The organism is Neokomagataea tanensis, from assembly GCF_006542335.1.
GTDB lineage: Bacteria > Pseudomonadota > Alphaproteobacteria > Acetobacterales > Acetobacteraceae > Gluconobacter > Gluconobacter tanensis.
The window spans coordinates 1,905,001-1,930,982 of the sequence record NZ_CP032485.1; the positions used below are offsets into that span (position 1 = coordinate 1,905,001).

Annotated in this window: 20 protein-coding genes, 1 tRNA gene, 2 rRNA genes and 1 pseudogene (1 of these 24 running past the window's edge); 9 read left to right on the plus strand and 15 right to left on the minus strand. The window is 47.6% G+C overall.

What is annotated here, in order from left to right; translation table 11 throughout:
- From D5366_RS08645 to D5366_RS08655, 3 genes are all read left to right on the plus strand, one after another.
- Positions 1–1,593: ribosomal RNA gene (locus tag D5366_RS08645) — 23S ribosomal RNA — on the plus strand; it begins 1,144 nt to the left of the window's first position.
- A gap of 85 nt (positions 1,594–1,678) precedes the next feature.
- Positions 1,679–1,793 (plus strand): 5S ribosomal RNA (gene rrf, locus D5366_RS08650).
- A gap of 48 nt (positions 1,794–1,841) precedes the next feature.
- A tRNA-Met gene (locus D5366_RS08655) sits at positions 1,842–1,918 on the plus strand.
- A gap of 11 nt (positions 1,919–1,929) precedes the next feature.
- Here D5366_RS08655 and D5366_RS08660 read toward each other — a convergent pair.
- Positions 1,930–3,327 (minus strand): aminotransferase-like domain-containing protein, encoded by a 1,398-nt coding sequence (locus D5366_RS08660; protein ID WP_141493128.1) that lies wholly within the window; start codon positions 3,325–3,327, stop codon positions 1,930–1,932.
- A 155-nt stretch (positions 3,328–3,482) separates the two neighbouring features.
- Between D5366_RS08660 and D5366_RS08665 the strand changes: the two genes are divergently transcribed.
- Together D5366_RS08665 and D5366_RS08670 are read left to right on the plus strand one after the other, a co-directional pair.
- Positions 3,483–4,832 carry an aspartate aminotransferase family protein gene (locus D5366_RS08665; RefSeq protein WP_141493129.1) on the plus strand — a complete coding sequence of 450 codons (1,350 nt, stop codon included), beginning with the start codon at positions 3,483–3,485 and terminating at the stop codon, positions 4,830–4,832.
- A 68-nt stretch (positions 4,833–4,900) separates the two neighbouring features.
- The gene (locus D5366_RS08670; RefSeq protein ID WP_141493130.1) at positions 4,901–5,290 is read left to right on the plus strand and encodes a tautomerase family protein; all 390 of its coding nucleotides are present in this window, start codon (positions 4,901–4,903) and stop codon (positions 5,288–5,290) included.
- Positions 5,291–5,340: 50 nt separating this feature from the next.
- On the opposite strand, the gene D5366_RS08675 is transcribed toward D5366_RS08670, so the two are convergent.
- The 5 genes from D5366_RS08675 to D5366_RS08695 all read right to left on the minus strand — a co-directional run bounded on the left by D5366_RS08675 (position 5,341) and on the right by D5366_RS08695 (position 12,957).
- Positions 5,341–6,735: a sodium:solute symporter family protein gene (locus tag D5366_RS08675; protein ID WP_141493131.1), complete on the minus strand. Its 1,395-nt coding sequence runs from the start codon at positions 6,733–6,735 to the stop codon at positions 5,341–5,343.
- 194 nt (positions 6,736–6,929) lie between these two features.
- Positions 6,930–8,339 (minus strand): amidase, encoded by a 1,410-nt coding sequence (locus D5366_RS08680; protein ID WP_141493132.1) that lies wholly within the window; start codon positions 8,337–8,339, stop codon positions 6,930–6,932.
- Positions 8,339–10,600: a TonB-dependent receptor gene (locus D5366_RS08685; protein WP_141493133.1), complete on the minus strand. Its 2,262-nt coding sequence runs from the start codon at positions 10,598–10,600 to the stop codon at positions 8,339–8,341. Before D5366_RS08685 ends, D5366_RS08680 begins: the two co-directional genes overlap by 1 nt.
- An 84-nt stretch (positions 10,601–10,684) precedes the next feature.
- A complete protein-coding gene (locus D5366_RS08690) occupies positions 10,685–11,602 on the minus strand; it encodes a LysR substrate-binding domain-containing protein (RefSeq protein ID WP_141493134.1) in 918 nt (305 codons plus the stop codon).
- 29 nt (positions 11,603–11,631) lie between these two features.
- Entirely contained in the window at positions 11,632–12,957 is a 1,326-nt protein-coding gene (locus D5366_RS08695; protein ID WP_141493135.1) for an Nramp family divalent metal transporter, read from the minus strand.
- A 216-nt stretch (positions 12,958–13,173) separates the two neighbouring features.
- Here D5366_RS08695 and D5366_RS08700 point away from each other — a divergent pair, with 216 nt between their 5' ends.
- On the plus strand, positions 13,174–15,096 hold the full coding sequence (locus D5366_RS08700) for a S53 family peptidase (RefSeq protein ID WP_141493136.1): 1,923 nt from the start codon (positions 13,174–13,176) through the stop codon (positions 15,094–15,096).
- A gap of 37 nt (positions 15,097–15,133) precedes the next feature.
- On the opposite strand, the gene mqo is transcribed toward D5366_RS08700, so the two are convergent.
- Both mqo and D5366_RS08710 read right to left on the minus strand, forming a co-directional pair.
- On the minus strand, positions 15,134–16,615 hold the full coding sequence (gene mqo, locus D5366_RS08705; protein WP_141493137.1) for a malate dehydrogenase (quinone): 1,482 nt from the start codon (positions 16,613–16,615) through the stop codon (positions 15,134–15,136).
- Positions 16,616–16,620: 5 nt separating this feature from the next.
- Positions 16,621–16,869 (minus strand): hypothetical protein, encoded by a 249-nt coding sequence (locus D5366_RS08710; RefSeq protein ID WP_141493138.1) that lies wholly within the window; start codon positions 16,867–16,869, stop codon positions 16,621–16,623.
- Between the two features lie 328 nt (positions 16,870–17,197).
- Here D5366_RS08710 and D5366_RS08715 point away from each other — a divergent pair, with 328 nt between their 5' ends.
- Positions 17,198–18,118, plus strand: coding sequence for a DMT family transporter (locus D5366_RS08715; RefSeq protein ID WP_141493139.1), 921 nt, complete (start codon positions 17,198–17,200; stop codon positions 18,116–18,118).
- A gap of 96 nt (positions 18,119–18,214) precedes the next feature.
- Here the strand turns inward: D5366_RS08715 and D5366_RS08720 are convergent, their stop codons facing one another.
- From D5366_RS08720 to D5366_RS08730, 3 genes are all read right to left on the minus strand, one after another.
- Positions 18,215–19,087, minus strand: coding sequence for an NAD-dependent epimerase/dehydratase family protein (locus tag D5366_RS08720; protein WP_141493140.1), 873 nt, complete (start codon positions 19,085–19,087; stop codon positions 18,215–18,217).
- On the minus strand, positions 19,084–19,716 hold the full coding sequence (locus tag D5366_RS08725; RefSeq protein ID WP_141493141.1) for a hypothetical protein: 633 nt from the start codon (positions 19,714–19,716) through the stop codon (positions 19,084–19,086). Before D5366_RS08725 ends, D5366_RS08720 begins: the two co-directional genes overlap by 4 nt.
- A gap of 242 nt (positions 19,717–19,958) precedes the next feature.
- Positions 19,959–20,408 carry a hypothetical protein gene (locus D5366_RS08730; RefSeq protein ID WP_141493142.1) on the minus strand — a complete coding sequence of 150 codons (450 nt, stop codon included), beginning with the start codon at positions 20,406–20,408 and terminating at the stop codon, positions 19,959–19,961.
- Positions 20,409–20,722: 314 nt separating this feature from the next.
- Here D5366_RS08730 and rplM point away from each other — a divergent pair, with 314 nt between their 5' ends.
- Positions 20,723–21,196, plus strand: coding sequence for a 50S ribosomal protein L13 (gene rplM / locus D5366_RS08735; RefSeq protein ID WP_141493143.1), 474 nt, complete (start codon positions 20,723–20,725; stop codon positions 21,194–21,196).
- A gap of 9 nt (positions 21,197–21,205) precedes the next feature.
- Positions 21,206–21,697 carry a 30S ribosomal protein S9 gene (gene rpsI / locus D5366_RS08740; protein ID WP_141493144.1) on the plus strand — a complete coding sequence of 164 codons (492 nt, stop codon included), beginning with the start codon at positions 21,206–21,208 and terminating at the stop codon, positions 21,695–21,697.
- 63 nt (positions 21,698–21,760) lie between these two features.
- On the opposite strand, the gene mtnK is transcribed toward rpsI, so the two are convergent.
- The 4 genes and pseudogenes from mtnK to D5366_RS08760 all read right to left on the minus strand — a co-directional run bounded on the left by mtnK (position 21,761) and on the right by D5366_RS08760 (position 25,920).
- The gene (gene mtnK, locus D5366_RS08745; protein ID WP_141493145.1) at positions 21,761–22,951 is read right to left on the minus strand and encodes an S-methyl-5-thioribose kinase; all 1,191 of its coding nucleotides are present in this window, start codon (positions 22,949–22,951) and stop codon (positions 21,761–21,763) included.
- Positions 22,952–23,647: an NUDIX hydrolase gene (locus D5366_RS08750; RefSeq protein ID WP_141493146.1), complete on the minus strand. Its 696-nt coding sequence runs from the start codon at positions 23,645–23,647 to the stop codon at positions 22,952–22,954. It abuts the gene before it with no gap.
- Between the two features lie 11 nt (positions 23,648–23,658).
- Entirely contained in the window at positions 23,659–25,086 is a 1,428-nt protein-coding gene (locus D5366_RS08755; protein ID WP_141493147.1) for a glycoside hydrolase family 32 protein, read from the minus strand.
- Positions 25,087–25,105: 19 nt separating this feature from the next.
- Positions 25,106–25,920 (minus strand): annotated as a pseudogene (locus tag D5366_RS08760) (alpha/beta fold hydrolase).
- Between the last annotated feature and the right edge of the window lie 62 nt (positions 25,921–25,982).

A 25,982-nucleotide genomic window follows, 5' to 3' on the forward strand; every position in this document is an offset into this window, starting at 1 on the left:
TGGGTGCATTCTTATGAATGCGCGGTAGCGGAGCGTTCCGTAGGTCTGCGAAGGAGGCGGGGTGACCCCCTCTGGAGATATCGGAAGTGCGAATGCTGACATGAGTAGCGATAAACAGTGCGAGAAACACTGTCGCCGAAAGTCCAAGGGTTCCTGCGCAAGGTTAATCCACGCAGGGTGAGCCGGCCCCTAAGGCGAGGGCGAAAGCCGTAGTCGATGGGAATCAGGTTAATAGTCCTGAGCCTGCTAGAAGTGACGAATGAGATATGTTGTTGGTTCTTATCGGATTGAACCAGCTTTTGGACCATTCCAGGAAATAGCTCTAGCATATAGACCGTACCCGAAACCGACACAGGTGGACTGGTAGAGTATACCAAGGCGCTTGAGAGAACGATGCTGAAGGAACTAGGCAAATTGCTCGTGTAACTTCGGGATAAACGAGACCCACCCGTGGGCAACCATGTGTGGGTGGCACAGACCAGGGGGTAGCGACTGTTTAGTAAAAACACAGGGCTCTGCGAAATCGAGAGATGACGTATAGGGCCTGACGCCTGCCCGGTGCCGGAAGGTTAAGAGGAGATGTGCAAGCATTGAATTGAAGCCCCGGTAAACGGCGGCCGTAACTATAACGGTCCTAAGGTAGCGAAATTCCTTGTCGGGTAAGTTCCGACCTGCACGAATGGCGTAACGACTTCCCCACTGTCTCCAGCATCGACTCAGCGAAATTGAATTCCCCGTGAAGATGCGGGGTACCCGCGGTCAGACGGAAAGACCCTATGAACCTTTACTGTAGCTTTGCAGTGGCATCAGGAAAATTCTGTGTAGGATAGGTCGGAGGCTTTGAAGCCGGGGCGCCAGCACCGGTGGAGCCATCCTTGAAATACGACCCTGAATTTTTCTGATGTCTAACCGAGATCAGTCAGCCTGATCCGGGACCCTGCATGGTGGGCAGTTTGACTGGGGCGGTCGCCTCCCAAAGTGTAACGGAGGCGCGCGATGGTGGGCTCAGGCCGGTCGGAAACCGGCTGTCGAGTGCAATGGCATAAGCCCGCCTGACTGTGAGAGTGACAGCTCGATCAGAGACGAAAGTCGGCCATAGTGATCCGGTGGTCCCACGTGGACGGGCCATCGCTCAACGGATAAAAGGTACTCTAGGGATAACAGGCTGATCTCCCCCAAGAGTCCACATCGACGGGGAGGTTTGGCACCTCGATGTCGGCTCATCACATCCTGGGGCTGGAGCAGGTCCCAAGGGTTCGGCTGTTCGCCGATTAAAGTGGTACGTGAGCTGGGTTTAGAACGTCGTGAGACAGTTCGGTCCCTATCTGCCGTGGGTGTAAGAGACTTGAGAGGATTTGTCCCTAGTACGAGAGGACCGGGATGAACGAACCTCTGGTGCACCGGTTGTCACGCCAGTGGCACAGCCGGGTAGCTAAGTTCGGACGGGATAACCGCTGAAAGCATCTAAGCGGGAAACCCACCTCAAAACTAGGTCTCATAGAGCCGTGCAAGACCAGCACGTTAATAGGCCGGGTGTATACGTACAGTAATGTACTCAGCTAACCGGTACTAATCGCTCATAATCCTCACACACAAACACATGCACAGAAATCAGTCACACTCAAAAATACACCAACCTCATCACCCTCCTCTACCAACACGAGGGTGAGCTAGAAGACCTGGTGGCCATGGCGAGGATCCTACACCCGATCCCATCCCGAACTCGGCCGTGAAAAACCTCAGCGCCTATGATACTGCACCTTAAGGTGCGGAAAAGTCGGTCGCCGCCAGGTCCCCTAGCTCACCCAATACACACACAAAAAAAACACACAAAACTCATCCGCGGGGTGGAGCAGCCCGGTAGCTCGTCAGGCTCATAACCTGAAGGCCGTAGGTTCAAATCCTACCCCCGCAACCAATTCCCAAAACCTAAATAATACTCAATAATAAATCGAATAACTTGCGATCATTTAAATAACTCACATTAAAACGGAACCACGCATTACGGCTAGGCTCAGGACTAAACAAAAAGCCCGGTGCAAGCATAATACCTTCATCTAAACCCCGCCGTGTTAAATCAACAGAATCAATCTCCCCAACAAAACGTGCCCATAAAAAAAGCCCATCTTTATCCTGCGAAAAAACTGCCATCCCAGCTTTTTCGAGGCGGGTGATGCCCTCAGATCGCGCAACTAAGAGTTTTTCTCGCAGTTTTGATAAATGATGTCGGTAACGGCCATCCGCCAAGATATTGAAAACTAGAGCCTCACTAATGGTGCTACTCGTCAAACTGGTAGCCATCTTTAAATGAAGAATTGAGTTGGAAATATTTTGTGAACAGACAACAAAACCGACGCGTAGGCTTGGGCATATTGTTTTTGAAAAACTACTGACGAAAATTACACGCTCTATTTGATCAAGTTGCGCTAAAGTCGGTGTATTGTCGTCTGACAACCCCCCAAAAGTATCATCTTCAATAATCTTAAAATCGAAACGCTCCGCACAATTTAATATGTGGTGTACTTTAGATAAGGAGCAGCTTGTACCTGTTGGGTTTTGAAGCCTTGTATTAATAATGAATAGTCTAGGTGAATGTATTCTTGCAGCCCGGTTGAGCTCCTCTAGGTTAGGCCCGTCGACTTCGCGTGGAATGCCAATTATGCGCAAACCCAAAGCGCGAAGTAATGGGAAAAGGTTACAATACCCGGGATCCTCTACCAAAACAGTATCGCCGGATTTGGTAAGACAACGAATGCTGAGCTCTAATGCTTGGCTTGCACCGTGGGTGAGGATGATATTGTCGGTTTGAGTAGCAATACCTTGGCGCCGCAGGAGCAGCAAAATTAAATCTCTTAACCCTTTATGGCCATAAGGATTACCATAGCCTGTGAGGCTGGGTTCGGGGCGGCGACTGAGCATTTTTAGCGCTTGTTGCACACCTTCAGTAAATAGATAATTGGGGGCTAACCAACCGCATCCAGCTTGTATTGTGGAAGCACTAGTTTCGTAGCCATGCCGTAGTAGCCAAGACGAATCTATTGAAGGCGTGAGTGCAGTTTGAGTGTGTGAGTTGTCAGCATAAAATTGCGTTTGGCGCGCTACGTAAAAGCCACTTCCACGTTTTGCTTCTAAAACACCATCGGCTACGAGCCGATTATAGGCATTTGAAACAGTCAGTGGGCTAACATTACAGAGAATAGCGAGTCTTCGGATGGAAGGCAGCCTGGTACCGTATGGCCATGTTCGATCCTCAACTTTGTTAAGTATGTACTTTATGATTTGAGCAACGAGTGGGGTTGAACCTCTAGGCGTCAATAAAATGGTCATAACGATTGTACCGCTTGTTTGAGCTACACAGTTTAACGCCAATAAGAAATAATTGTATATATGCAGTTCGTTTTGAAATCGCGATAATCATTTATGTTCTGCTCCCTGTCAGCTCCACAGGGAGAGGGCTCATGACCATGTGAATGGGACGTAAGATGTCAACACTAACGAATAAATTTGATTATGTGTCCAGTACCAAAAGAGGCAGCTACTGGATGCCTTTTACAGCCAACAGGCGCCTTAAAGAGCAGCCAGAAGAGCGCACGTTAGTTTCTGCTGAAGGGCCGTATTACTATAAAGCCGATGGAACGAAGCTTTTTGATACCCTTTCAGGTTTGTGGTGCTCGCCTTTAGGGCACGCGCATCCTAGAGTAGCTGAAGCCTTACACAAGCAGGCTATGAAGCTAGACTATGCTCCCTCTTTTCAGCTTACAAATCCTCAGACTGTTCACTTAGCTGACCGAATTGCCAACTTGGCTCCAGCTAGCCTTGAGCATGTTTTTTTTGCAAATTCAGGGTCCGAAGCCGTAGATACCGCTCTCAAAATTGCTTTAGGTTTTCATCGTTTGCGCGGGGAAGGGCAACGTTTTCGGATGATAGGTCGTGAGCGAGGCTATCATGGAGTTGGCTTCGGCGGCCTATCCGTCGGCGGGATTGTTCCTAACCGGAAAATGTTCGCGGCTGGTATGATGCCTGGGGTGGATCATCTTAGGCATACTCATGACCTCAAATATATGGCCTTTTCCCGCGGGGAGCCTAGTTGGGGATGTGAGATAGCAGAAGATTTAGAGCGATTGGTAGCACTCCATGATGCGGGAACAATTGCAGCCGTTATTGTCGAGCCCGTTCAGGGGTCGACAGGGGTAATTGTACCGCCTGTTGGGTATCTAAAAAAATTACGCGAGATTTGTACCAAACACGAAATACTCCTTATTTTCGATGAGGTCATTACGGGTTTTGGCAGAATGGGAGAGGCATTCGGTGCGCAAAGGTTTGGTGTCAAACCCGATATGATTACTTTTGCGAAGGCCGTAACAAACGGAATAATTCCGATGGGTGGAGTTATTGTTACAGACGAAATTTACAATACGTTTATGACCGGCCCAGAAAACGCAATCGAGTTTGCTCATGGTTATACCTATTCAGGCCATCCTATGGCGACAGCGGTCGCTCACGTCGTTTTGGACATTATGGAAGAAGAATCCCTTTTTGCTCGCGTGCGGGGTTTAGAGCCAGTTCTCGAAGAGGCCATGCATTCTTTGAGGGATTTATCGATTGTTACGGATATACGAAATATTGGATTGACAGCAGCAGTTGATATGGCTGCCGCTAAAGGAGGCGTGGGGGAACGTGGCCTCCAAGTCTTTGAGCGTGGTTTAAAGGCTGGGTTGTTGCTTCGTTGTACGGGCGATACTATTTCCTTTGGCCCTCCATTTATTTCTACACCAAGTCAACTTCAAGATATGGTCGAAACGGTCAGAGGGCTCATACAATCTGTAGTTTGATTGTATCAACCAAATGCAACAATTAATTTACACTACCTAAAATTCTAGCTTAAATAGGGATGCAGACAATGCCGTTACTACATTTTCATATACTAGAGGGACGTTCAGATGAGGAGGTTAAGGTACTCCTTGATGCAGCGCACGAAGCTATGCTTGCTGCATTTCAGGTGCCTCGTGCCGACCGCTACCAGATTGTATCTGAGCACAAACCTTCTCGTATGATTGTTGAAGATACGGGTTTGAATATTCCAAGAACTAAGAATGCGGTTCTTTTACAAATGTTTAGTCGTCCGAGAGGGGCAGAAGCGAATACACTCTTCTACAAGTTGCTTACGGAGCGGTTAGAGGCCGAGTGCGGGATTGCGCCGTCGGACGTTATGATTTCAATCGTAGAAAATAATGATGCTCATTGGTCGTTTGGGCATGGTCGTGCTCAGTTCTTGACGGGTGAATTATAATCTAAAGCATTTAACAGATAAGGAAAAATAATTATCTTTATAAACCCGCTTTATTTTGTAGATAAGGCGGGTTTTATTTTTCGATAAATTAGGTTCATACTTAAAATAATTATATTTACAGTAATACCAATTACTGAAATATTTAATCCGTATAAATTAAAATTATTGACCATAATGTAAATCGAAGTAAGCATGCCTGCACAGATTGACAGAACAATAAACATCCAATTTATTTTTCTTTCCGCTATGCATAAAATAAAAGAAGGAAATATTTGTATTAATCCGAAGTAAAAAATATTATTTATTTTTGATATAGGAAAATTATTTAAATGAGACGCAAGCTCAGACAAAAATATATAACAGGCAATCACAAAAAGCCCTACTTTCTTTTGATGTTGGCTAGAAATGTTGGGCAGTACATTACGCGTGACAATAGCCGCTAAAGCCAGGCAAACTGAGCCCAACCAAACAAGAGCAGTGAGCGCAGCAGCGCTATAGATTAATCCACATAGCCAGTTTGGGAGCAGGTGATGGGCAACTTCTAGAAAAAGTTGGTCAGGCCGGGCAGTCTGAATTTTGTGGCTCATTCCGAACATGGCAATTAATACTAGGCATGGAAAAAGCACTAAATAGAGCGGCATCCACACTTGTGCGCGTCTTATTGAGTTTGGGTCACGTGCTGAAAAGGTCGCAACGGCGGTTTGTGGCACCACGCTAAAACCTAGAGCTTGGATAATGATTGTACTTAATATCATCAGTAGTGATTGGGTGGAGTGATCGCTGCCATGCTGTAGGATGAGGTGCCCCTCTTCAATAGAAGGTACCTCGTGTTGCCAACTCCATAAGGCAGAGGCAGCCACAATAATAATGGCGCTTAGTACTAGAAAGTCTTTTAATATTGAAATTAAAGCAGTCCCACGCAATCCTGCAATGGCCGTAAAAACAAACGCTAAAATGGCAGAGGAAAAGGAAAGAAAATTTCCCGACAAAGGCAGGTGCAAAGAGCTTAAAACTGTTTCGAGGCCCATAAATTGCATGGTTCCCATAGGGAGCATCAAAAAGGCCAGCAAAATTCCAATAAATTTCTCAAGATGTTTGCTTTCAAAATGCCTTCCAAATAAGTCTGGCAGAGTAATGGCGCCTGTGCGTTGACCTGCACTCCAGAGTTTAGGAAAGACAACAAAACAAACAGGGAATGCGAGTAGAATATAACCGGTAAACCATAGAATAATATCGACTGACCCACTGGCCGCGATGCCGCCTGGAAACCCTAAAACTGTGCCTATGGAGTAGGTTTCTCCTACTGAGAGTAAAAAGAAAAGGAGAGCACCAAATTGCCCTCTTGCGGCAAAAAATGCGCGAGGATCTGAAGCATGGTGTCCGCGGCGGGCTAGAAGCGATAAAAAAAGCGCTAGAAGAAGAACGAGGACAAAAGAAATAATCATTATTTCACCCTATAATAGGCGAGTGCTAAAAAAAATGAGGTCAGGGGGATGCAGAGAAATATCCAATAAGAGACAATTGGAAGTCCTAAGTAATATATATCTTTATTATATAAAAAATATATTGGAGTAACAGTGAAGAAGAATGGTAAAAAAAGAGCAATAAAATAGTCTGATTTTAAACGCATATTGCCCCCTTATAATTCCGGATTTGGCCACTGAATGATTGTTGTATCAGATTTTTGTTCAAACCAGCGCCCTAACTGGACGGCAAATAAATCTTTAAAGCGATCTGTGACGATTTGAACGCCTATAGGCATGCTTTTTCCATCAAAGCCCGGCCCAAAGCCAGCGTTTAAAGAAATTGCAGGCTGTTCCGAAAAATTCCATGGAAGTGTGTAGGCAATGTGTTCAAAGGGTCTGTTAGTCGCATCATTGATTGGGGATGACCACTCGGCAGGAAAAGAAACATTAGGTGTCACTGGAGATAAGACGAGATCGACCGTTTCGAACAAAGCGCTACAGCGCTGTCGTAAGTCGAATGTTTTTCCAAGCCCCGCTACGGCTTGTGTGCCTGAGACGTGCGCACCGGGAGATGCCCAGCCAAGTATATCGGGTAACAATGTAGAACGTGCAGCTTCCGTGAGGCGGGAAAGTTCTCCCCACGCACGGGCGCGCCAAAAAAGATCACAGCCATCAAGTGTAGCTCGGTCCATCACTGGCCGGACGGGTATTATTGTGGCCCCATGTGCCTCAAAAAGCTTCGCAGCACGTAGTATGGCTTCTGCAATTGGCTGTTCGAGTGAGATACCGCAGCCTGCATCCATCATGAGACCAACACGGAGGCCTGAAACGCTTTCTAGGGGTTCTGACCAATCGATTTGAGACGGCGGCAAACTGGTTGCGTCCCTTCGGTCTGGTTGTGCGATAACGGACATGATGCGAGCTGCGTCATCCACGGTTTTAGACATTGGTCCAGCGCAACGGCCAATGTAGTAAGGAGTAATAGGCACTCTTCCTAAGCTAGGCTTGAAACCTACAAGTCCTGTCCACGCAGCGGGCAGGCGCACAGATCCGCCTATATCCGTACCGATATGAACGGGGCCATAGCCAGCTGCAGCGGCTGCGGCTGCACCTGCGCTCGACCCACCAGGGTTTGCGTCCAAATTCCATGGATTGCGCGTTAGTGGGTGGAAACTTGATAATCCGGATGAAAGCATGCCGATATCAGGCACGGTGGTTCTAGCAAAAATGATGCTCCCTGCTTCTTTCAAGCGTGCTGCAACGGGTGAATCTTCCAACGCGGGAGTTAAAGGCATGGCGCGCGTCCCTTGAGGGATGGGGACGCCTTTGGTGCCAATAAGCTCCTTAACAGTGGCCGGAATACCATCGAGTGGCCCTGCAGGGGTGTTGTTGCGCCACCTGTATGTTGATTGGTCAGCTTCTGCCAGTGCTGCTTCTTTGTCTAGGTGCCAGAGTCCACCTAGGGGTACGGGTTGTTCCTGCCAAGTATCTATGCGTTGGAGAACAGCTTCCATCACATCCCGTGGAGTGAAAGACTTGTGAGCATAGCCATGCAGTAATTTTGATATACTATAATTATACATTAGTAGCTCACTCCAAAACGAATTCCATAGGTTCCGGGCATTCCAGCGAGGGCAATATTATTTCCGCTAATAAAATAATTCCGGGTTACATCGTATTTTTTGTTAAAAATGTTATTTCCGAACGCGCTGATACTCCAGCGTCCGTTATGCGGGCCGAATGAGGCGGTAGCACCCCATAATGTGTACCCAGCGACATTATAGGCCGGGCCAAAAAGAGAATAGTAAGTGGAGCGAAGGCTATAATTTATACCTGCACTCGCATCGTAATGGCCGATTTGCCAGTGATATGTCGCTGAACCATTGAAGGTGAGTTTCGGGGCAGGCAGTGCGGTTCCGCGTTTATTTTGGTAATTTGCATAAAAAATATTGTTAATGCGCGTAGCAGAGTAAACGGAGGAAAAGCGATCAAACTGCCCAACAGCCCAGCCACCAGATTGTGTAATCATGAGTCCGGGGAGGGGGGACCAGTCTGCCTCAAATTCACCACCTGCTAAATGTGAGCGTGGTGCGTTAACAAGGGCTCCTATCAGGCCTGTTTGGCTGTTTACGAGGGCAGAGAGTACCTGCTGGTCGTGATAGTCATAGTAGAAAGCGGAGAGATTCAACCGTAAATGGGCTTGGGGAATGTCTAATTTATTGCCAATCTCGTATGCCAGCAACTTTTCAGGTCGGTACGGGTTGGTCGATGCTGCCGCATTGGTTGTATTATAGGTCGTGAATCCCCCCGAATTGATGCCGCGTGAAATGGAAAGATAGACCATATCATTGTGGACCGGGGTGTATTGAAGTTCAGTCTTCCATGAAGGTAGCGTGTAAGAAAAATTACGATGAGCTACAGTATTAGACGGGTTGAGCACTTCACCGGAGGATGAATATGAAAAAGCACGGAAATTATCCAAATCCCTGCTCTCATGTTCAAGCCTCACGCCGCCCGTTAGGTGGAGATTGGGTGTTAGACGAAGTGTGGCCTGTGTAAATCCGCTGATCGTATTTACCTTCTGGCTGTACATCACGCTACGATTTAGCGGTGCAGAAGTAGTAATGCTGGATAAAAATTGATCAGCGAGATATTCATTGCCGTAATATATGCCAGCAATCCAATTCAGCCATTTATTTTCTTTGGATACTAAGCGAAGTTCATTTTGAAAAACATTAGCACGACTGTTGAAAGAGACGTCGGCTATAGAGAGAGCCGAAGCGTCAAAGTTATCGTATTCACGTCTATTGGAAACGTCGTAATTGGTAAGGTTACTGAGGGTGCCAAAGGCAAAACGTTTATCTACGCGAAAACTTGCGCCGCCGGTTTTGATATGATGGAACGGCTTTTGATTGGTCGATATACCCAACTTCTGGGCAAAAAACTCAGACGTGCCCCAATGGGTGATATTGCGGGAGTAATCCTGAGGATAAATGGGTGCACCCGCTTTATAGACAGAGAGTGTCGTGAGCGGGGCGTAAAGGTGCATGCCCGCTCCGTCAGAGTAATCGAGGCTCCCGTGCAGGTTAATGCTGACTTTCAAAGTGTCAGATAATTGAGCATCTGTCAGCCACCGCAGAGCGGAGCGGTTTGTATTGCCGAGATGTGCACCGTCGCTATTGTATTGCCAAGCTCCTCCCTGTTGGCTCTCAAATGAAAGGCGCATTTTAACACCTCTATGGACTGGACCAGAGATATACCCGTCATATTTCTGAGCGCTAAATGAACCGACTTGAACATTGGCGGCAGCGTGGAATTCATCAGTTGGGCGGTTAAAAACATAATTGATCGCACCGCCTGTAGTGTTGCGGCCATAAAGAGTACCTTGTGGCCCCCTTAAAACTTCAACCCGATCTACGTCAAACATAAGACCGTTTGTTGCCCAAGGGACAGGTAAGGCCGTCTCATCCATGTAAACACCGACGGGGGATACGTTTGACGAGCCGTAGTCTTGATGGCCTACACCACGAATTTCGAAATCAGGTTGCCCCGATCCAAATTGCGGGGTCACCTGCAGGGAGGGCGTGAGGTATTGGAGGTCAAATACGGAATTTACATTCCGAGCAGCCAGATCTCGGCCTTTGATCAGGCTGAGTGACGTCCCAATTTTTTGGGGGTTTTGGGCGCGATGCTCTGAGGTTACGGTAATGTTTTCTAGCCCAGATTCAACGGCGTGTTTTTCATTTTTTTTATTAGCGTGTTTGGGGCTGGCTAAACTGGTTGAAGTTAAAAGCGATGCCATTAAAAAGGCCGAAGACAGGAATGACAGACGTTTCTGTGGCATTAAAGCTGGCCCCTTTTGGCGCAAAATTGATTCGACATCAAAATAATATCGAGAAATTCGAGTTTGTATTTCTCAATGTTGTGTTCACCCTGTCACGGATTTTGGACCAGACAAAAGGCGGGACACACTAGCTTCTATTTCAGACAAAACAACCCTTGCGGCGAAAGTCAGAGTTCGACCTTTGTTAATAATGATTTCAAGGTCTGTGTTTAAGTCTTCGCCATCCAATATAGAAATTTTTTTCAATATTTCGGCATTGCATTCATAAGAAAAGCAAAACTCTGGAAGAATTAAGAGCGCCAGGTTTCTAACGGCTAAATCTCTTTGCATTTCCAAAGAAGAGGTCGTGAATACAGGTTTAAGTTGAATATTGAGGTATTTTGCAATGACATCAAGCCTTCGACGAATAGAAAATTCCTGATCGGGTATAGCGAGGCGTTCTTTTATAATGTCTGTGAATGAAACATGTTCTCGGGAGGCAAAAGGGTGGCTGGGGCATACAAACACTACATGGCGCACTTGATGGCAAGCATGGACTAAGCGTGAGTTAGTTTCGGGAGCAAAAATCGTAATGCCTATGTCAGCCGTACCATCAACAACGGCTTTTGTGATATTTGACGAAGACGTAATGACGATTTCAAATTCTATGTTTGGGTATTTCTTTTGGACAGAACAAAGTGCAGGCGAAAGTAAATCTACGACAACGGATCCACCTGCGTAGATTACGACTTTACCTTGGTTAGGATTGCGGAGTTCAGCCAGCATAGTATGAACGTTGCTGATATTTTTCAAAATGAGAGGTATGTTTTTTTGTAGTAGCTCACCGTTTTCGGTTAATCTGATCCCATTATCGCGATCAAATATTTTTACACGGAAATAATGTTCTAACTGGTCAATTTTTCTGATTACAGCAGTAGAGCTCATATCATGTATTCGGGATATTTCCCGTATAGATTTTTCATTTGATATCTTCATAAAGAAATCTAGTAAGTTAATATTCATTGACTCGTTAGACCTCTGTAAGTTTCCTATCAAACGCAAAAATCGTATATTAATTTTATATTTAAGATAGTTAATACCGCGGCTACAATCCAAGATATTACTTGAGTATTTTTGGAAATTACGAACTCTCCCATTACGCTCTTGCGAGATACGAACAACACAAGAGGTATTACAGCCATTGGGAGTTGGAGGGATAAAACAACTTGGCTGAATAAAAGTAGACGACCGACAGCACTGTCCCCAAAAAGTATTGTGACCGCTATCACAGGAGTTACGGCCAGAAGCCTGGTCAGAAGACGACGGGCCCAGTGGGGGAGGCGAAGCTGTAAAAACCCTTCCATGACAATTTGACCGGCCAGAGTGCCAGTGACGGTCGAGTTTGTACCCGCTGCAAGTAGGGCAACTGCAAATAATGTGGAGGCGAGACCCAGCCCTAGAAGCGGCGACAGAAGACGAAAAGCATCCTCTATCTCAGCGACATCTTGGTGGCCCGTCGTATGGAAAGCAGCTGCAGCAACAATCAAAATCGCAGCATTAATGAATAACGCCAAAAATAGTGCAATGCAGCTATCCCATGAAGCCCATCGCAAAGCCTCTCTTTTTCCTGTCGGATTTTGCTCAAATGCGCGCGTTTGAACAATTGATGAGTGAAGGTACAGGTTGTGGGGCATAACCGTGGCCCCGACGATGCCGATGGCAATATAGAGAAGGTCTGGTGTTGTTATAATATCTAAATGTGGAACGAAGCCTTGAATAACTCCAGAAAAAAGAGGTTTTGCAGCAATAATCTGAATGCCAAAACAAATCGCAATAATCGTTAAAAGGCCTATGACGAATGCCTCAAGGTAGCGGAACCCTCTTTTCATTAAAAAGAGAATAACAAGTGCATCACCAATAGAAAGGAGGGAGCCTGTCACCAGAGAGAGGCCAAAGAGAAGCTTGAGAGCGACAGCTGTTCCGATAACCTCTGCCAAATCGCAGGCTATGATTGCCAATTCGCATCCAAGCCAAAGTGGAATGTTGATGATAGGCGGGAAAAATGCCCGGCACATTTGAGCTAGATCTTTGCCGGTTACAATCCCAAGCCGGGCCGCTAGGGCTTGTAAAAGCATTGCAATGAGGCTGGATAACCCGATGACCGAAAGCAGCTTGTAGCCAGCAGAAGCGCCGCCCTGAAGATCAGTGGCCCAATTGCCTGGATCCATGTAGCCGACTGCTATCATATAACCAGGCCCTGCAAAGGCGAGGAATCGTCGTAACCAAGAACGATTTTTATCTGGAACAGGTACGCTGGCCAGAATGCTTTTTAGGCTGGATGTAGTGTTTTGATTGCTTAGAAATTCAGGTCTCGGCATAGTTTAAGTTATGGCGGGTATTAGAGAAAGTGCAAGCATATTATGGCTAATAGCACTAAACGAAATAGTTTTTTAAAAATTTTTATATTTCGCTCGGTAACAATTTTACAGATTAATGACGAAATGTTTCTTGACTAAAACGTATTCTAATGTGGAAATGTTTTGTCACGTTCTGGCGAACTAATTAAAACAAATGAGATCGAAAAGAGACATAATATGCAAAAAGCTTTTCGTTATTTCCTTGGGGCTGTCGGTCTGATAGGTGCTGGCGTTCATGGTTCGCAGGCTGCGACTACGAGCGTAGAGTTGAACTCGTCCTCCGCTGCGCCAGCAAATGCTGCAGTGCATTTCGATGTTACTCTGCCACTAAGGGACCCCGACGGATTAGCCGCACTGGTTCAAAAACAGCATGATCCAGCGTCACCTGAATATCACCATTGGTTAGTTCCAAGCGAAATCATTAGTCGCTTTGGCCCGTCGGCTTACGATCTTGCGAAGGCCAAAGCCTCTCTCGAAGCAAAAGGTCTTGTAGTTCAGCAGGAAGGAAGAACGCTGCATGTCTCAGGCCGTGCCGCACCTGTCAGTTCTACGCTTTCGACGTCTTTAAAGATGGTCAGGTTAAGTGCTGGTCAGTCCCACCTATATACGACCCAAAAACCTACACTGCCTGCTGAACTGGGCGAGGGCGCGGTTGTGACGGGCCTAAGCGCGCATGAACACGTTGCCCGACCGTATCTGCAGCACGTCAAGCTACCTGCTAACGTTTCTAATCCACTTAATCGTTATTCAACGACGGGTGCTTATTGGTTTACGGATTTAAAGCAAGCTTACGGCTACCCGGCTTATGATGCGCCTGTACTTACACGTCGGGGCTTTCAAAAGCTGGACGGGAAGGGAGCGACTATTGCTATCTTGATGTCTTCTGACGTTTACGACAGCGACATTGAAGCAATGTTCGTACATGAAAAATTTAAAGAAAAAGCAGGGCTGACGTCAAATCCGAAACTTGCGGGACGTGTGGCAGTTGACGGTGGGGCTACAACTAATAGCGGAGCGCTAGATGAGGCATCTCTTGATGTTCAGCAAGCGCTGGGCGGTGCACCAGGAGCAAGTGTTGTCCTCTACACTATTCCGGACCTCTCGGACACGCACATCTTGGATGGCTACACAAAAATTATAAACGACAACAAGGCCGATGTTGTCTCCTCCTCTTTCGGCGGATGCGAGCTTTTCTATACTGCGGCTTACAATGAAGGCGTTGATCAAACGCAGACATTGAAACTTGAGCATGAATTGTTTTTGCAGGGTAATGCCCAAGGCATTACGTTTTTGGCATCTTCGGGAGACGAGGCGGGGCTTGAATGCCCAAGCTTGGCTTACTTGAATGGTCAGAATGGACAATTCGTCCCGAGTGTTTCGACGCCAGCAGCGGATCCAAACGTCACGGCAGTCGGTGGAACGAACCTCGTTACCGCATCAACAAAAGGCTCCTTGGATTCAGCTTACCTCCGTGAAAATGCTTATGGTGATCCGGAGGCAGCTTACGATCCGTATGGTGTCGGAGCGGTAGTGTCGGGTGGCTATTGGGGAGCTGGCGGGGGCGTGTCTACGCTTTTCGCGAAGCCCGAGTATCAAAAAAGAGCTGGTATAAACACGGGATCACGATCAAACCGTGCGCTTCCGGATATCGGTATGCAGGTTGGTGGGTGCCCCGGACTTGCAAACTCACCCTGCAACGGCGGGAATACTGCGCAGGAGGGTAATGGCAACGATGAGCGGTCAGCTGTTGTGGTTTATATTCAAGGGCAACCATCGGGCTTGATTGGCACGTCGGTGGCATCGCCGGAGTTTTCGTCGGTTGTAGCATTGCTCGTACAAAAGTCTGGGCGTCAGGGTAACCTAAACCCTTACATCTACCGGTTGGGCTCTCTCCAGTCCCTCGTGCCGTATAGCCCGTTCAATGCGTACCACAGAAATATTCCGGGATATAACGGGGTAGTAACAAATTCTGAGCCAAAGCAGTCGTGGTTTGGTTACTTCAATTACACGGTTGGTAATGGTACCCCCGTTGTTAAGAACTTTATCGGTGCATATCTGGCTCCAAGCGCAGGTACGCCGCAAAGCTCATCTAACCCATGAGAAAAATGGCCCAACCCTCCAAGGGTTGGGCCGTCCATCAGGCAGTCAGCTTTAAAATTGACGCAGTTGATTTCCGCACAGAGGCACACATTTCTCGGTTATTTGCCAAGTCCGTCCCGTAAGATGGAATCAGCTTTTGTAAAGCAGCCTGCGTTTTTTCCTGCAAACCAAGTTGTCCAGCGCATATTTCAAGCAATTGAATAGCGATAGAGGCTGAGACTGACGCGCCCGGAGATGCGCCCAGTACAGCAGATAATGTACCGTCCGCGCTGCGAACAATTTCGGTGCCGAGCTTTAGTACGCCGCGCCCTTTTTGCTCTGGCCGAATGATTTGTACACGCTGACCCGCGACTACTTTTTCCCAGTCCGCAGCCTGAGCATTAGGGTAAATATTCCTTAAAAATTCGACGCGGGCCTTATCGCTTTGTAAGACTTCTCCCACGAGATATTTCACAAGAGATAGATTATCGGCTCCTGCGCTGAGAGCAGGCCATAAATTCTTTTTCGTTAGCGAGCGGAAGTAATCGCTTAGCGAGCCAGTTTTCAAAAAGCGTGTAGTGAAGCCTGCATATGGGCCGAAAAGGAGCTGACTATTGCCATTTATCGTGCGTGTGTCGAGATGTGGTACAGACATTGGGGGAGCACCGACTGGTGCCATGCCATAAACTTTTGCATGATGCCGGGCAATGACAGCTGGATTGCTGCATTTCAGCCAAATGCCACTAACGGGGAAGCCTGCGTAACCCTGCGATTCGGGTATTCCTGCTTTTTGAAGCAAAGAAAGGGCAGCCCCCCCAGCGCCAATAAAAACACACTTTGCCGAAAAGGTGATTGTCCCTTCAGGGCTTTTGGCGGTGACAGCCCAGCCGCCACCAGTATTTCGTTGTAATTCGGTGACGCGGTGCTGAGTTAGGAGGCGGGCTGATTTTTTTGATGTAAGGCCTGTAAATAGTGCTCGGGTCAAAGAGCCAAAATTTACATCTGTGCCGTGGAGTACGCGCGTCGCTGCCACAGGTTCTTGTGGATCCCGTCCCTCCATGGCTAGAGGTGCCCATGACGTTATGGTGCTTGGGTCGTCTGAATATTCCATCCCCTCAAAGCAGTGGTGTTTGGAGAGTGCCTCGTAACGTTTTTTCAAAAAGGCTACATCTTTGGCCCCATGAACAAGCGAGATATGGGGGCAGTTTGTTATAAAATTTTGTGGGGATGGCAAAAGTTTCTTTTGAACCCAGTAAGCCCAAAGCTGACGCGACAGATCAAACTCGGTGTTTATAGCCAGTGCTTTTGAGGTGGAAACGCTTCCATCGGCTAAACTAGGGGTATAATTCAACTCGCAATAGGCTGCATGACCTGTCCCGGCATTGTTCCAAGCATTACTGCTTTCGAGGCCAGCCTCGGGTAAGTTTTCCAGCACAACGATGTTAAGAGCGGGGTCTATTTCGTGGAGCAGTGCTGCAAATGTGGCGCTCATTATACCTGCACCAATCAGCACAACGTCAGCAGAGTTTGTGGCAAGCATTTTGCTTACTCCCCGGTTTTTTGAAGTGCAGTTTTTGTTACGCGCAGAACGAGCCACGGGACTAAAAAATACAGCCACGTCAAAAGGAGCATAAGGCGCGTTAGGCTGTGCATATCTGTTTTAATAACATTGCGGCAAAACATAAAAGCAAGACCGATTGCGCAGGAGACACATATAGCTCCCATTACGTTGCCAATTAATCCGCGCCCGTCATTCGTTGCCTGAAAACGTGAAAGAATGCCGTTATTGCTCATGATTTCATCTCGATATGGTTGGGCGGACATAATTTTGTTCGCGGGTTTGGCACGGTCAAAAATTAAGAACCTTCATTGTTAGAGGCGTTGGTAACTGTCTAAAAAATAAAATTCCAACCTTTTTTGTGTGAGTGCATGAGGAGCTAGTCCTTTTATTCTTCCACGATGGGTTGGGAAGAAAAATTTGTAAATTTTTCGCTGTTTGTGGGCGGCTAAAGGCACTCTGTCTCACAGGGGGAAAGCCTTTGTAACAGTCGCTTTTAGCCGCTGGCAAAGATGTGAAATTTCAGGTTAATGTGCTTTCCCATGAAATAATGAGTATTTAAAAATGAAAACGCGCTTTTCCCTTGTTTTGCCACTGTGTGTTGTACTGGCAATTCTCTCATGGGCGAGTGCATACCCCGTGACGCGCATTGCTTTGCACGAAATGTCTCCTCTTCCTTTGGCGGCGACACGCTATGCCTTGGCCGGGAGCATTGCTTTATTGTGGTTGTTAATCAAACGACCACCCTTTCCGGATAAAAGGGATTGGCCGCAACTGCTTGCATGTGGTGCAACAGGAATAACCCTATACAATATTTTGTTTAACAGCGGTGAAATGACCGTTAGCTCCGGTGCAACCAGTTTACTTCTTGCGGCAATGCCGCTCATTGCGGCTCTTCTGGCCTCCATTTTCCTAGGTGAACGTCTGTCGGCGCGGGGTTGGTTGGGATCGTTTATTAGCTTTATTGGTGTTGCTTTGATCTCCTTGAACGAGGGTGGTGGCGTTCGGTTAGGGCAAGGCGCAATTTTCATTATTGGCGCGGCGTGCTGTGGTGCGCTCTACACTATTTTACAAAAGCGGCTTATTCGAAAATATGGTGCGCTACCGGTAATCGCGTATGTTCTTATTATCGGTGGTCTGCTGCTGTCTCCCTGGCTCAAGCAAGGCATTGAAGCCGCTTCTGCCGCAGGGGCTGTAACGCGTTGGTCCGTTGTAGAGTTGGCGGTGTTACCTGCTGCTTTGGGCTATGCCGCATGGGGATATGTGATCGGACAGATGGGGGCGTCCCGTGGTGTTTTGTTTATGTATCTTCTGCCGCCAGTGACAATGATTTTGGCTTTTATCTTGAGTGGTGAAGTTCCGCGCTTTTCAACGTTGGAGGGAGGCAGCGTTGTGATGGCTGGTTTGGCTCTTGCAACATATCCAGCACGGCGGAGGGAGCAACCCATCCCAGCGCAGGACGCCGTCGAAATGGGAGAGGCTTAAGCCTTAGCGAACAAACCCCTTCGTGCACGGTGTTGAACATGGTGCACGGGGCAAACACTGGCAGCTAAAAAGAGTGTTGTGGTTTTCTGCTGAAGTCTAAAGGTTACGGATATTAGAAAAACGCTTTAAGCCTTCTTCTAATGATAAGGGAGTAAACTTTAGCCGCCTTTCCATTGCGGTAATGTCAAATGCTTTGTCTTCGGAGAGGCGTCGAACTTCTTCTGGGAAAATGGTCGGAATAATAGGGATATAGCGTGTAAAATAAGCAATTCTAGCGAGGAGGCTGGCAGGCACATTAATAACAGGCTTGCGGCTTAATCCGGCTTCTGTGCAGATCATATGTACGAAGTCCTTGTACGTGACAGCCTTTTTTCCAGCTATTATGATAGTTTCAGCTTTTGTTATGTGCTGCCCCTTGATGAGTTCGATGGCAGAGATGATTGAGCGCGTAATATCGCTTTGCTCGATAGGTTGAACCAGCATCTTCCCTCCATTCGGCAGGGGGACCAGCGGGAGATAGCGAAGCAGTTTGGCAAGGCGCTGGACATTGTTTTCGCCATGAGCCCCATAAATCATAGTGGGGTGTAAGAGCAGGGAGGGGCGACCATCCTTTTGAAGGGCCTCTTCTCCCGCTTGTACGCCATTGCCATGCGCGTCTGGCCACTGCGTAAATTTCCGGGTGCTTCCTAGAGCTATAAGGGGTGCTTTGCTTGCATTTAATACAAGCGGCACGAGACTGGCATGTGCCGTATGTACGATGAGGTCGACGTTTCTGAGGGATGTCTCAAGTGCGTATTTTTCGTGGATATCGGCTGTATGTATCTCGTCAAAGCATGGACGCAGACCGTCGGGGATTTTATTTGGGGCTCTGACGATAGCCCGAACTTTATACCCTCGTTCGATCAAAACTCGACTTAATGAAAGGCCAGATCGCCCACTCGCACCGATAACAGCAATGCTAAAGCTCATTGTACGGAGGTGCTTATGCTATGTTGGTTAAAAAACATCATTCCCGCGAGCGGGCTTTTGCTGATGAGAGACACGGCGCTTAAGGGAATTGGGCGGCTAGGAACAAAGTCAATGGAAAGTGTTCGATTATTGGGGGCATGTACGTAGTCGGCAGCTGGCGCGTATGCAGGCTCTGATTGAGCAAGCTCTTGCAGTGCCAAATAAAATCTTCCATCACTTAGGTAAGATGCAAGGCCGGTTGGAAGTAATTTAGGTAGAGTTTGTAAAAAACGGTCTCCCTTTAAGGAGAAACGCATAGATTTTAAAGATTGATTATCTGTGTTGTAGGGTTCTTTTTCGGATTTCAATAATTCAATATAGAAGTGGAAGCTTGCATAATCAGGTATTTCTATTGATATATTGGATTTTATCTTATTTTTGTTTGTATCGAGATATGTTGCCTGCTCCAATGTTGAATTTTTTCCGTCAAGGTGGACTGGGAGGTTTTCTTCGCTTTTGCGGTAATGCAGTCCTTTTGCGTGGAGCAGATTTTCTAAAACCCCATGATTTTCGAGTTTGTTTTCAAAAGTGATATCGTCGATTAGAACGCGTCCCCCAGAGCTGAACGCATTAACGCCATGAACTGCCATCGTTACGGGTGGCAAGGGATGGGGAGCAGGAGAGTGGGCTAAAAAGGCCGTAAAATCTCCAAAAAGAGCGGTTAACTTTTCGAATGACAGGGAATATGAGCCAACTGTAGGAACGGAGTGCGTGATATTCGCGGCGTCTACACTAATAGATGTTGAGCGACCTCGGCCGTATCCGTCAACGGACAGAGTGCCAAAGGTGAGTTGCAGTGGGCCCTGAGCGTTTTCAAGGTGCGGTGTTATGGTCAGGTCCTGAGCATCGCCGTGGTCAAGTACCAGTTTGGAGAGTTCGACGGCATTGAGGCCTGCGCCATGATCTGGGGGATGATAAGGCCCCTCAGGTGTACCGAATTAGCCTGAGCATCAATCTTTGCAGATTGTATGGATGGCTGAGCTAGATCTAAGCGCGTAAAGCTGATTTCCCCGTTACTCGAAAGTGTGACGTGGCCAAGATGCAGTTCGTGGGCACGATAGAGCACATTATGAACATGCAGGGTAACGTCGGTGAAATGAGCGCCACGAGCCAGCAGGTCTGGACGGGCGCTGCTGAATTCAAAGCTCGATCCCGGCGGTAGAGCTGCTCTAAAACGCTCAAGACCGTTTTTTAAAGCATGCTGCGGGCCGTAATGCGTGCCGTAAGCAACCATGCCGATGAAGGCTACAGTAAGACCGGCTGCAAGCAGTGGGCGTTTCATAGAGGACTCCGGCGCATTGCCTTTGCTGAACTGTGTGTTGTGGTGAATCGCATGGTTCAATGGTGTGGGTCTCATACCATGGAGTAGGATGAGGGACAAAATAAGGCGAAAAAAGATACGGTACCCTGATACCACAAAGCTATAAATGGCGAAAAATAGCCAAAAATAGAGATATCTAGATAGAAAAAATGACTTGACGAACACGCGGGATATAGCGATAACGCGCCACCTGATCCGCTCCCGGGCTTGTTCCGGAGGGCGTTGTCCACAGGTGTGACCGTCAAAAGTTACACCCCGTAACCGGAATATCAACGATGAAGACTACACAGTCGCTGAAGCCGGCGGAGGTGACGAAGAACTGGGTGCTGATCGACGCCGAAGGGCTCGTTCTCGGCCGTCTCGCCACCATTATCGCCAACCGCCTGCGTGGCAAGCATAAGCCACAATTCACACCGCACGTAGATTGTGGCGACAACGTCGTCGTAATCAATGCGGAAAAGATTGCCCTGACAGGTAACAAGGTCGGCCAAAAGCTGTTCCATTACCACACAGGTCATCCCGGCGGCATCAAAGAGCGCACAATCACACAACGTCTGACGGGCAAGAACCCAGGTCACGTTGTTGAGAAGGCTGTTGAGCGTATGATTACGCGCGGCCCGCTACAGCGCGCTCAAATGAAGCACCTGTACGTTTATGCTGGCGCAGAGCACCCGCATGACGGCCAGAAGCCCGTCAAGTTGGACGTGGCTGCGATGAACCGCAAGAACACCGTTTCACACGAGTCGTAAGGCCTGACCATGTCCGAGACCCAAGAGCGCACCGGCACGCTGCAGGACCTTGCGAGCGCAGCCCCATCAATCGCTACAAACGCAGCCCCAGTTCGTGAAGCAAAGCACGACGCACAAGGCCGTTCATACGCTACAGGCCGTCGTAAAGACGCTGTTGCACGTGTATGGATCAAGCCAGGTAAGGGCGACATCATCGTTAATGGCCGTCCGGTCAAGACGTATTTCGCACGCCCAGTCCTGCGTATGCTTCTTGCGCAGCCATTCCTGATCACAGATCGTTACAACCAGTTTGACGTGTACTGCACGGTTTCTGGTGGCGGTCTTTCAGGTCAGGCTGGTGCAGTTCGTCACGGTATCTCCCGTGCACTGACGCATTACGAGCCAGGTCTGCGCGGCATTCTGAAGCTTGCTGGCTTCCTGACGCGTGACAGCCGTGTTGTCGAACGTAAGAAGTACGGCCGTGCGAAAGCTCGTCGTTCCTTCCAGTTCTCAAAGCGTTGATTTTCAGCGTCTTTGTTGGACAAAAAAACCCGGCATAAATGCCGGGTTTTTTTATGGGTATTCTCAGTCTGTACTAAATATTGCTAGTATTTCAGCGATAGAAGCAATGTGCTGATGCTGAAGCACTAACGCTTTGCCGATGCTTAGCGCTGCTTGACGGGCGGCTAAGCGGGCTTCGGGTGTTTCGCATAAATCGTAATCTGCAATTTGGGCAAAACCAATTGTACGGCGGATAATTTCTAGGCCGCAAAAACCAACAGTGTCCTGGAAAATTTCCTGTAAAAAGGCGCTTACAAAGGCCTTATCTTCATGCTCAGGTAAGAGTTGCGCTGCATCTCCTTGAGGCCTGTCAAACAGACGTTGCATTTCTTCTGTGAAGGTATCCCAAAAAATTTGGATTTCGTTGCGTATGAAATCTGCCTTGGAAGGGGCTGCACAAGCGTGAAGTATAAGATTGGCAATGTATAAGCCGCAATCGAAGCCTATTGGCCCCATTAAGGCAAATTCGCCGTCAATGACACGAATGTCTCCATCATGCAGCATAATGGAACCGGTATGTAGGTCTCCGTGTAGCAGGGCCTGTCGGGCACTAAGGAAGCGGGTTTGGAGATGGGTTACAGCACGCAGTAGGTCTGCGTCATCCTGCATGGCATGAATAACTGGTAGAAGCTCTGCTTCAGGTGTGGGGTTTCGTTCGGATTGCCGGAACGGATCAGAGAGAATGAGATCGACTGTAATACGCGTAAGTGCAGTATTCCCGGAAAATTCTTCCAGTATTTGAGAGCCTGTCTCGAACCGTTGTGTGTGCCAACTGCTAGCATGAGCTGTATGTGAAATATAGCGCGCTATCGGAGCAGAAAAACATGCAATGTCTTTATTGGCGATTAGCTGTGAACGTAAAACTTGATGGGGCAAGAGCGCTTCCATCACCAAGAGATACATAGCGTTGTCGAAGGCATAGAGTTCTACCGCATGCGGGGTTTTGGCTTGCGCAATGCGTTGCATGTAGCGTGCCTCGAAAAGAGCGCGTTCCAAGGGCATGGGCCAAGTTGGCGCAACCCGCACGTGGGGCAGGGCCTGTTTGCAGCACACAGCTCCCAAATGTCCCGTGACAATGAAGACGAGGTTTAAGTTGCCGTCACTAACTTCTCTGATGTGCCAAGTATCGGCTGTCCCTCCAAGCCGCGAGGCTAATGCTTCATCTTGGGCTAGGTAGTCTCGCAGTGTGTCTGGTGTGAGGGCGTAATAAGACATTTAAATATATTCCAAAAGCGCGATGAGTGTGGGGACGATTTGGTCTGGCAAAGAAGGCTGGTCGCTTACTAAACACATCAGCGCATCATATTCCGCGTTTCCATATTTTTGACAGCGTGCTTCCACTTCATCAAAGGGTAAGCGGCTGTAGAGGGCAATACCTATATCGATGATATGAGTGTCTGGATGCTCGCAAGCAATTAAAGGGGGGCCGACTTCTAGTTCATGCGCGCTTAAACCCAATTCTTCTAAGGCTTCAGCGAGTATTTGCTGTTTCAAATCGACATGGTCGGACTCTTCACGAGTTTCGACATTGCCAGCGGGCAGACCTTGCCAATAGCCAGGAAGGTAAATCGAATTTTTTGCACGTCTGCCTATGATCACCCCGTCTGAAGCTTTGAATAGGCCGACTACGGCGAGAGGTTTTAACGGGTTTTCTGCAAAAAGAGCAGGTTGAGACATCTGGGCAAGGATATTTTTATACTCGTCCCAATGACCATGGATATGATCTGGCGTCATGCTGTCGACGCAAAAAACACGACCATTGTAAAGGGTAGGATATGTTTTTTTCTTATTTAACCAAATCTCTTCGATTATTTTATCGTATTTTGTAAATAAATTATTTTTTTTGTTTGTGATTTTTATTTTTATATCTGAATTCAAGTGTATTGTGGGCCATTTTTGATTAAAAGACATCGTTTTTCCAGTCATGTATTCGTGATTATTAGGTTTTTAATTAAGCATGTTCCATTAGATAAAGAAATTTGTGACGTCCCTATTTTGGGTTTGGCGAAGACAAGAGAAGTCATGGACAAGACGCCATCGTTGAAAACTACTTCAACACTTTTCTCGCTAAGAAGAGCTGTCAGCGTTACGGAGTTACCGAACTGGAGAGGAGCATTTCTCTCGGCCGTCCATGCGATGTTTTTCGATGGTGTGGCCCCGGCACCGTCCCGTTTTAAATTTACATTGTTACGATGGGGAGAAAGGATAAAAGATAAAGGGGAACTGGTACCTAACTGGAAGTCGAGGGTAATGTCTTTGGGCCAGGGGCTCTTCTCCTCTTTTTCAAATGTAATGGTAATAGCGGTATTATTTTTGTGAATATCGGGGAGATGGAATGAGGTATTTGATGTTAATGTATGATTGAAGACATATGTTATATAATTGGTGTTAAAAAAATCGGTACTATTAATAAAATTGTTTGTTAATATATATTTTTTATTGGAATATATTAGCGATAGAGTGCGAAATTTGGTGTATTCGCCATAGTAACCTAGGTTCACTAAATCACGTGCATAGTCCCAGTTATTTTTCCACGAAACTGCATAATATGCCTCTTGAGCCACTGAAGTGACTGGATGATCGCCCCAGACAGCGCAGGCGTAAAAATCGCTGCCACCATCAAGCCAGCGACCACTCGGTTCATCTGGGGCAAATGTGTGGCCGTCGAAGTGACCAATCCAGTAATGGGCGCCTGTCGTGAAGCCAATTTCGTAGCCGTTTGCACTGCACAGCATAATCCAGCGTTCGCCCTTAAAGCGGCCATGTTTGTCTCTGGCAGTAATAGGGAAGAGCGTGGGGCACTCAATAGTGCCTAAATGCCCGCACATAAATCCCGAAAGGTAAGCCCAGTCTTTTAGATTTTTGGAGCTATATATTCCTATCTTACCGATCTCTGCGAGGACCATGACCCAGCAGCGTTCTTTCTCCATCCAAATAATTCGCGGATCGCGAAATACTTTGTCAGTTATGTTTTGATTGCCTGCATTCGGGTTGGTCATGACGACTTGGTCAAAAGTGAAACTGTGGCCGTCGTCGGTTGAAAACCAGCGAGTAGTCCCTTGCCCTCCGGGCAGTGGCATAGTGCACAATGCTACCGCAGCGTTCTTACCGAAGCCTGCTGTGTTGTCGTGGTCAACAACGACGCAGCCGCTCCAAGGGTCTCCGTTGGGGGTAGTGTATTTGGGAATGGCGATCCCCTCATCATGCCAATCTATTAAATCACGTGATGTCAAAAGCTTCCAAGCAGTACCATTCGCGTCTGGGTAATCAACATTATAGAGGTAGTAAAAATGCCAGAGCCCGTTTATTTTGACGATCGGTTGAGGATCACCCCGGAAAGCAGGCTTCATGGTGTTATCCTATAAGTAATTATTTTTGCGTATTTAAAAACTTGACCACAGCTTCATTAAATTTCGCCGTTTCGTCAATAAAGATCATGTGCGAACTTTCTTCGAAATAGGCCGCCTCACAATTTGGCATATTCTGCGCCACCCATTTGGGACCAGACGGGACGAGAACATCGTCTTTTTGCGCCACCATCATCAGACATGGAAGATTGACCGTTGGTAGAAGGTCCCGCCAATCTTGTGTGGTGTGATCAGACATCATGGCCGCTCTTGCGTGAGTGGGGCACTTGGACATTTCAGCAAGAAGCATCTCGCGTTCTTCGTCGGCTAAATGTACGGCACAGCAAGCATCTAAATTGCCGGCGTCGAAAGTTGGGGGGTCAAAGGATAGTTTTTGAATGGTTTCCGCAAGGCCTGCTTGGTCATAGCAAGTTGCGTGTCCGTGTTTCCAATCAGAGGAATAATATTGCTTTGGGGTCTGCTGTACAAAAATAGCATTTCTTAAATGAGCCGAGCCAAAAAGTTCTATGTACGACCATATTATGGGGCAGCCAATCGACCAGCCTAAAACGGTCACGTCATCAAGTCCAAGTTCCGAGATAACGTCTCTCAGGTCTGCAGCAAGTCGGGCAATCCGATAGCCGTGCGTGGGTTTGTCAGATTGCCCATGCCCCTCAAATCGAGAGCAATGACGCGGGCATGCTTTGCAAGCTCAGGGATATTACGATGGAAAAAGCGATTAGAAAAAGTCCAGCCATGCATCATGACTAGGGGGCGGCCTTGGCCGTACTCGTCATAGTGAAGTTTTATGCCATCGCTTGTTGTGATGTGAGGCATAAGTAAAGTCTCCCCTTAGTCAGATGGTTCTTCCTTCAAGCGCATTAAGTGGAACTAGGTTG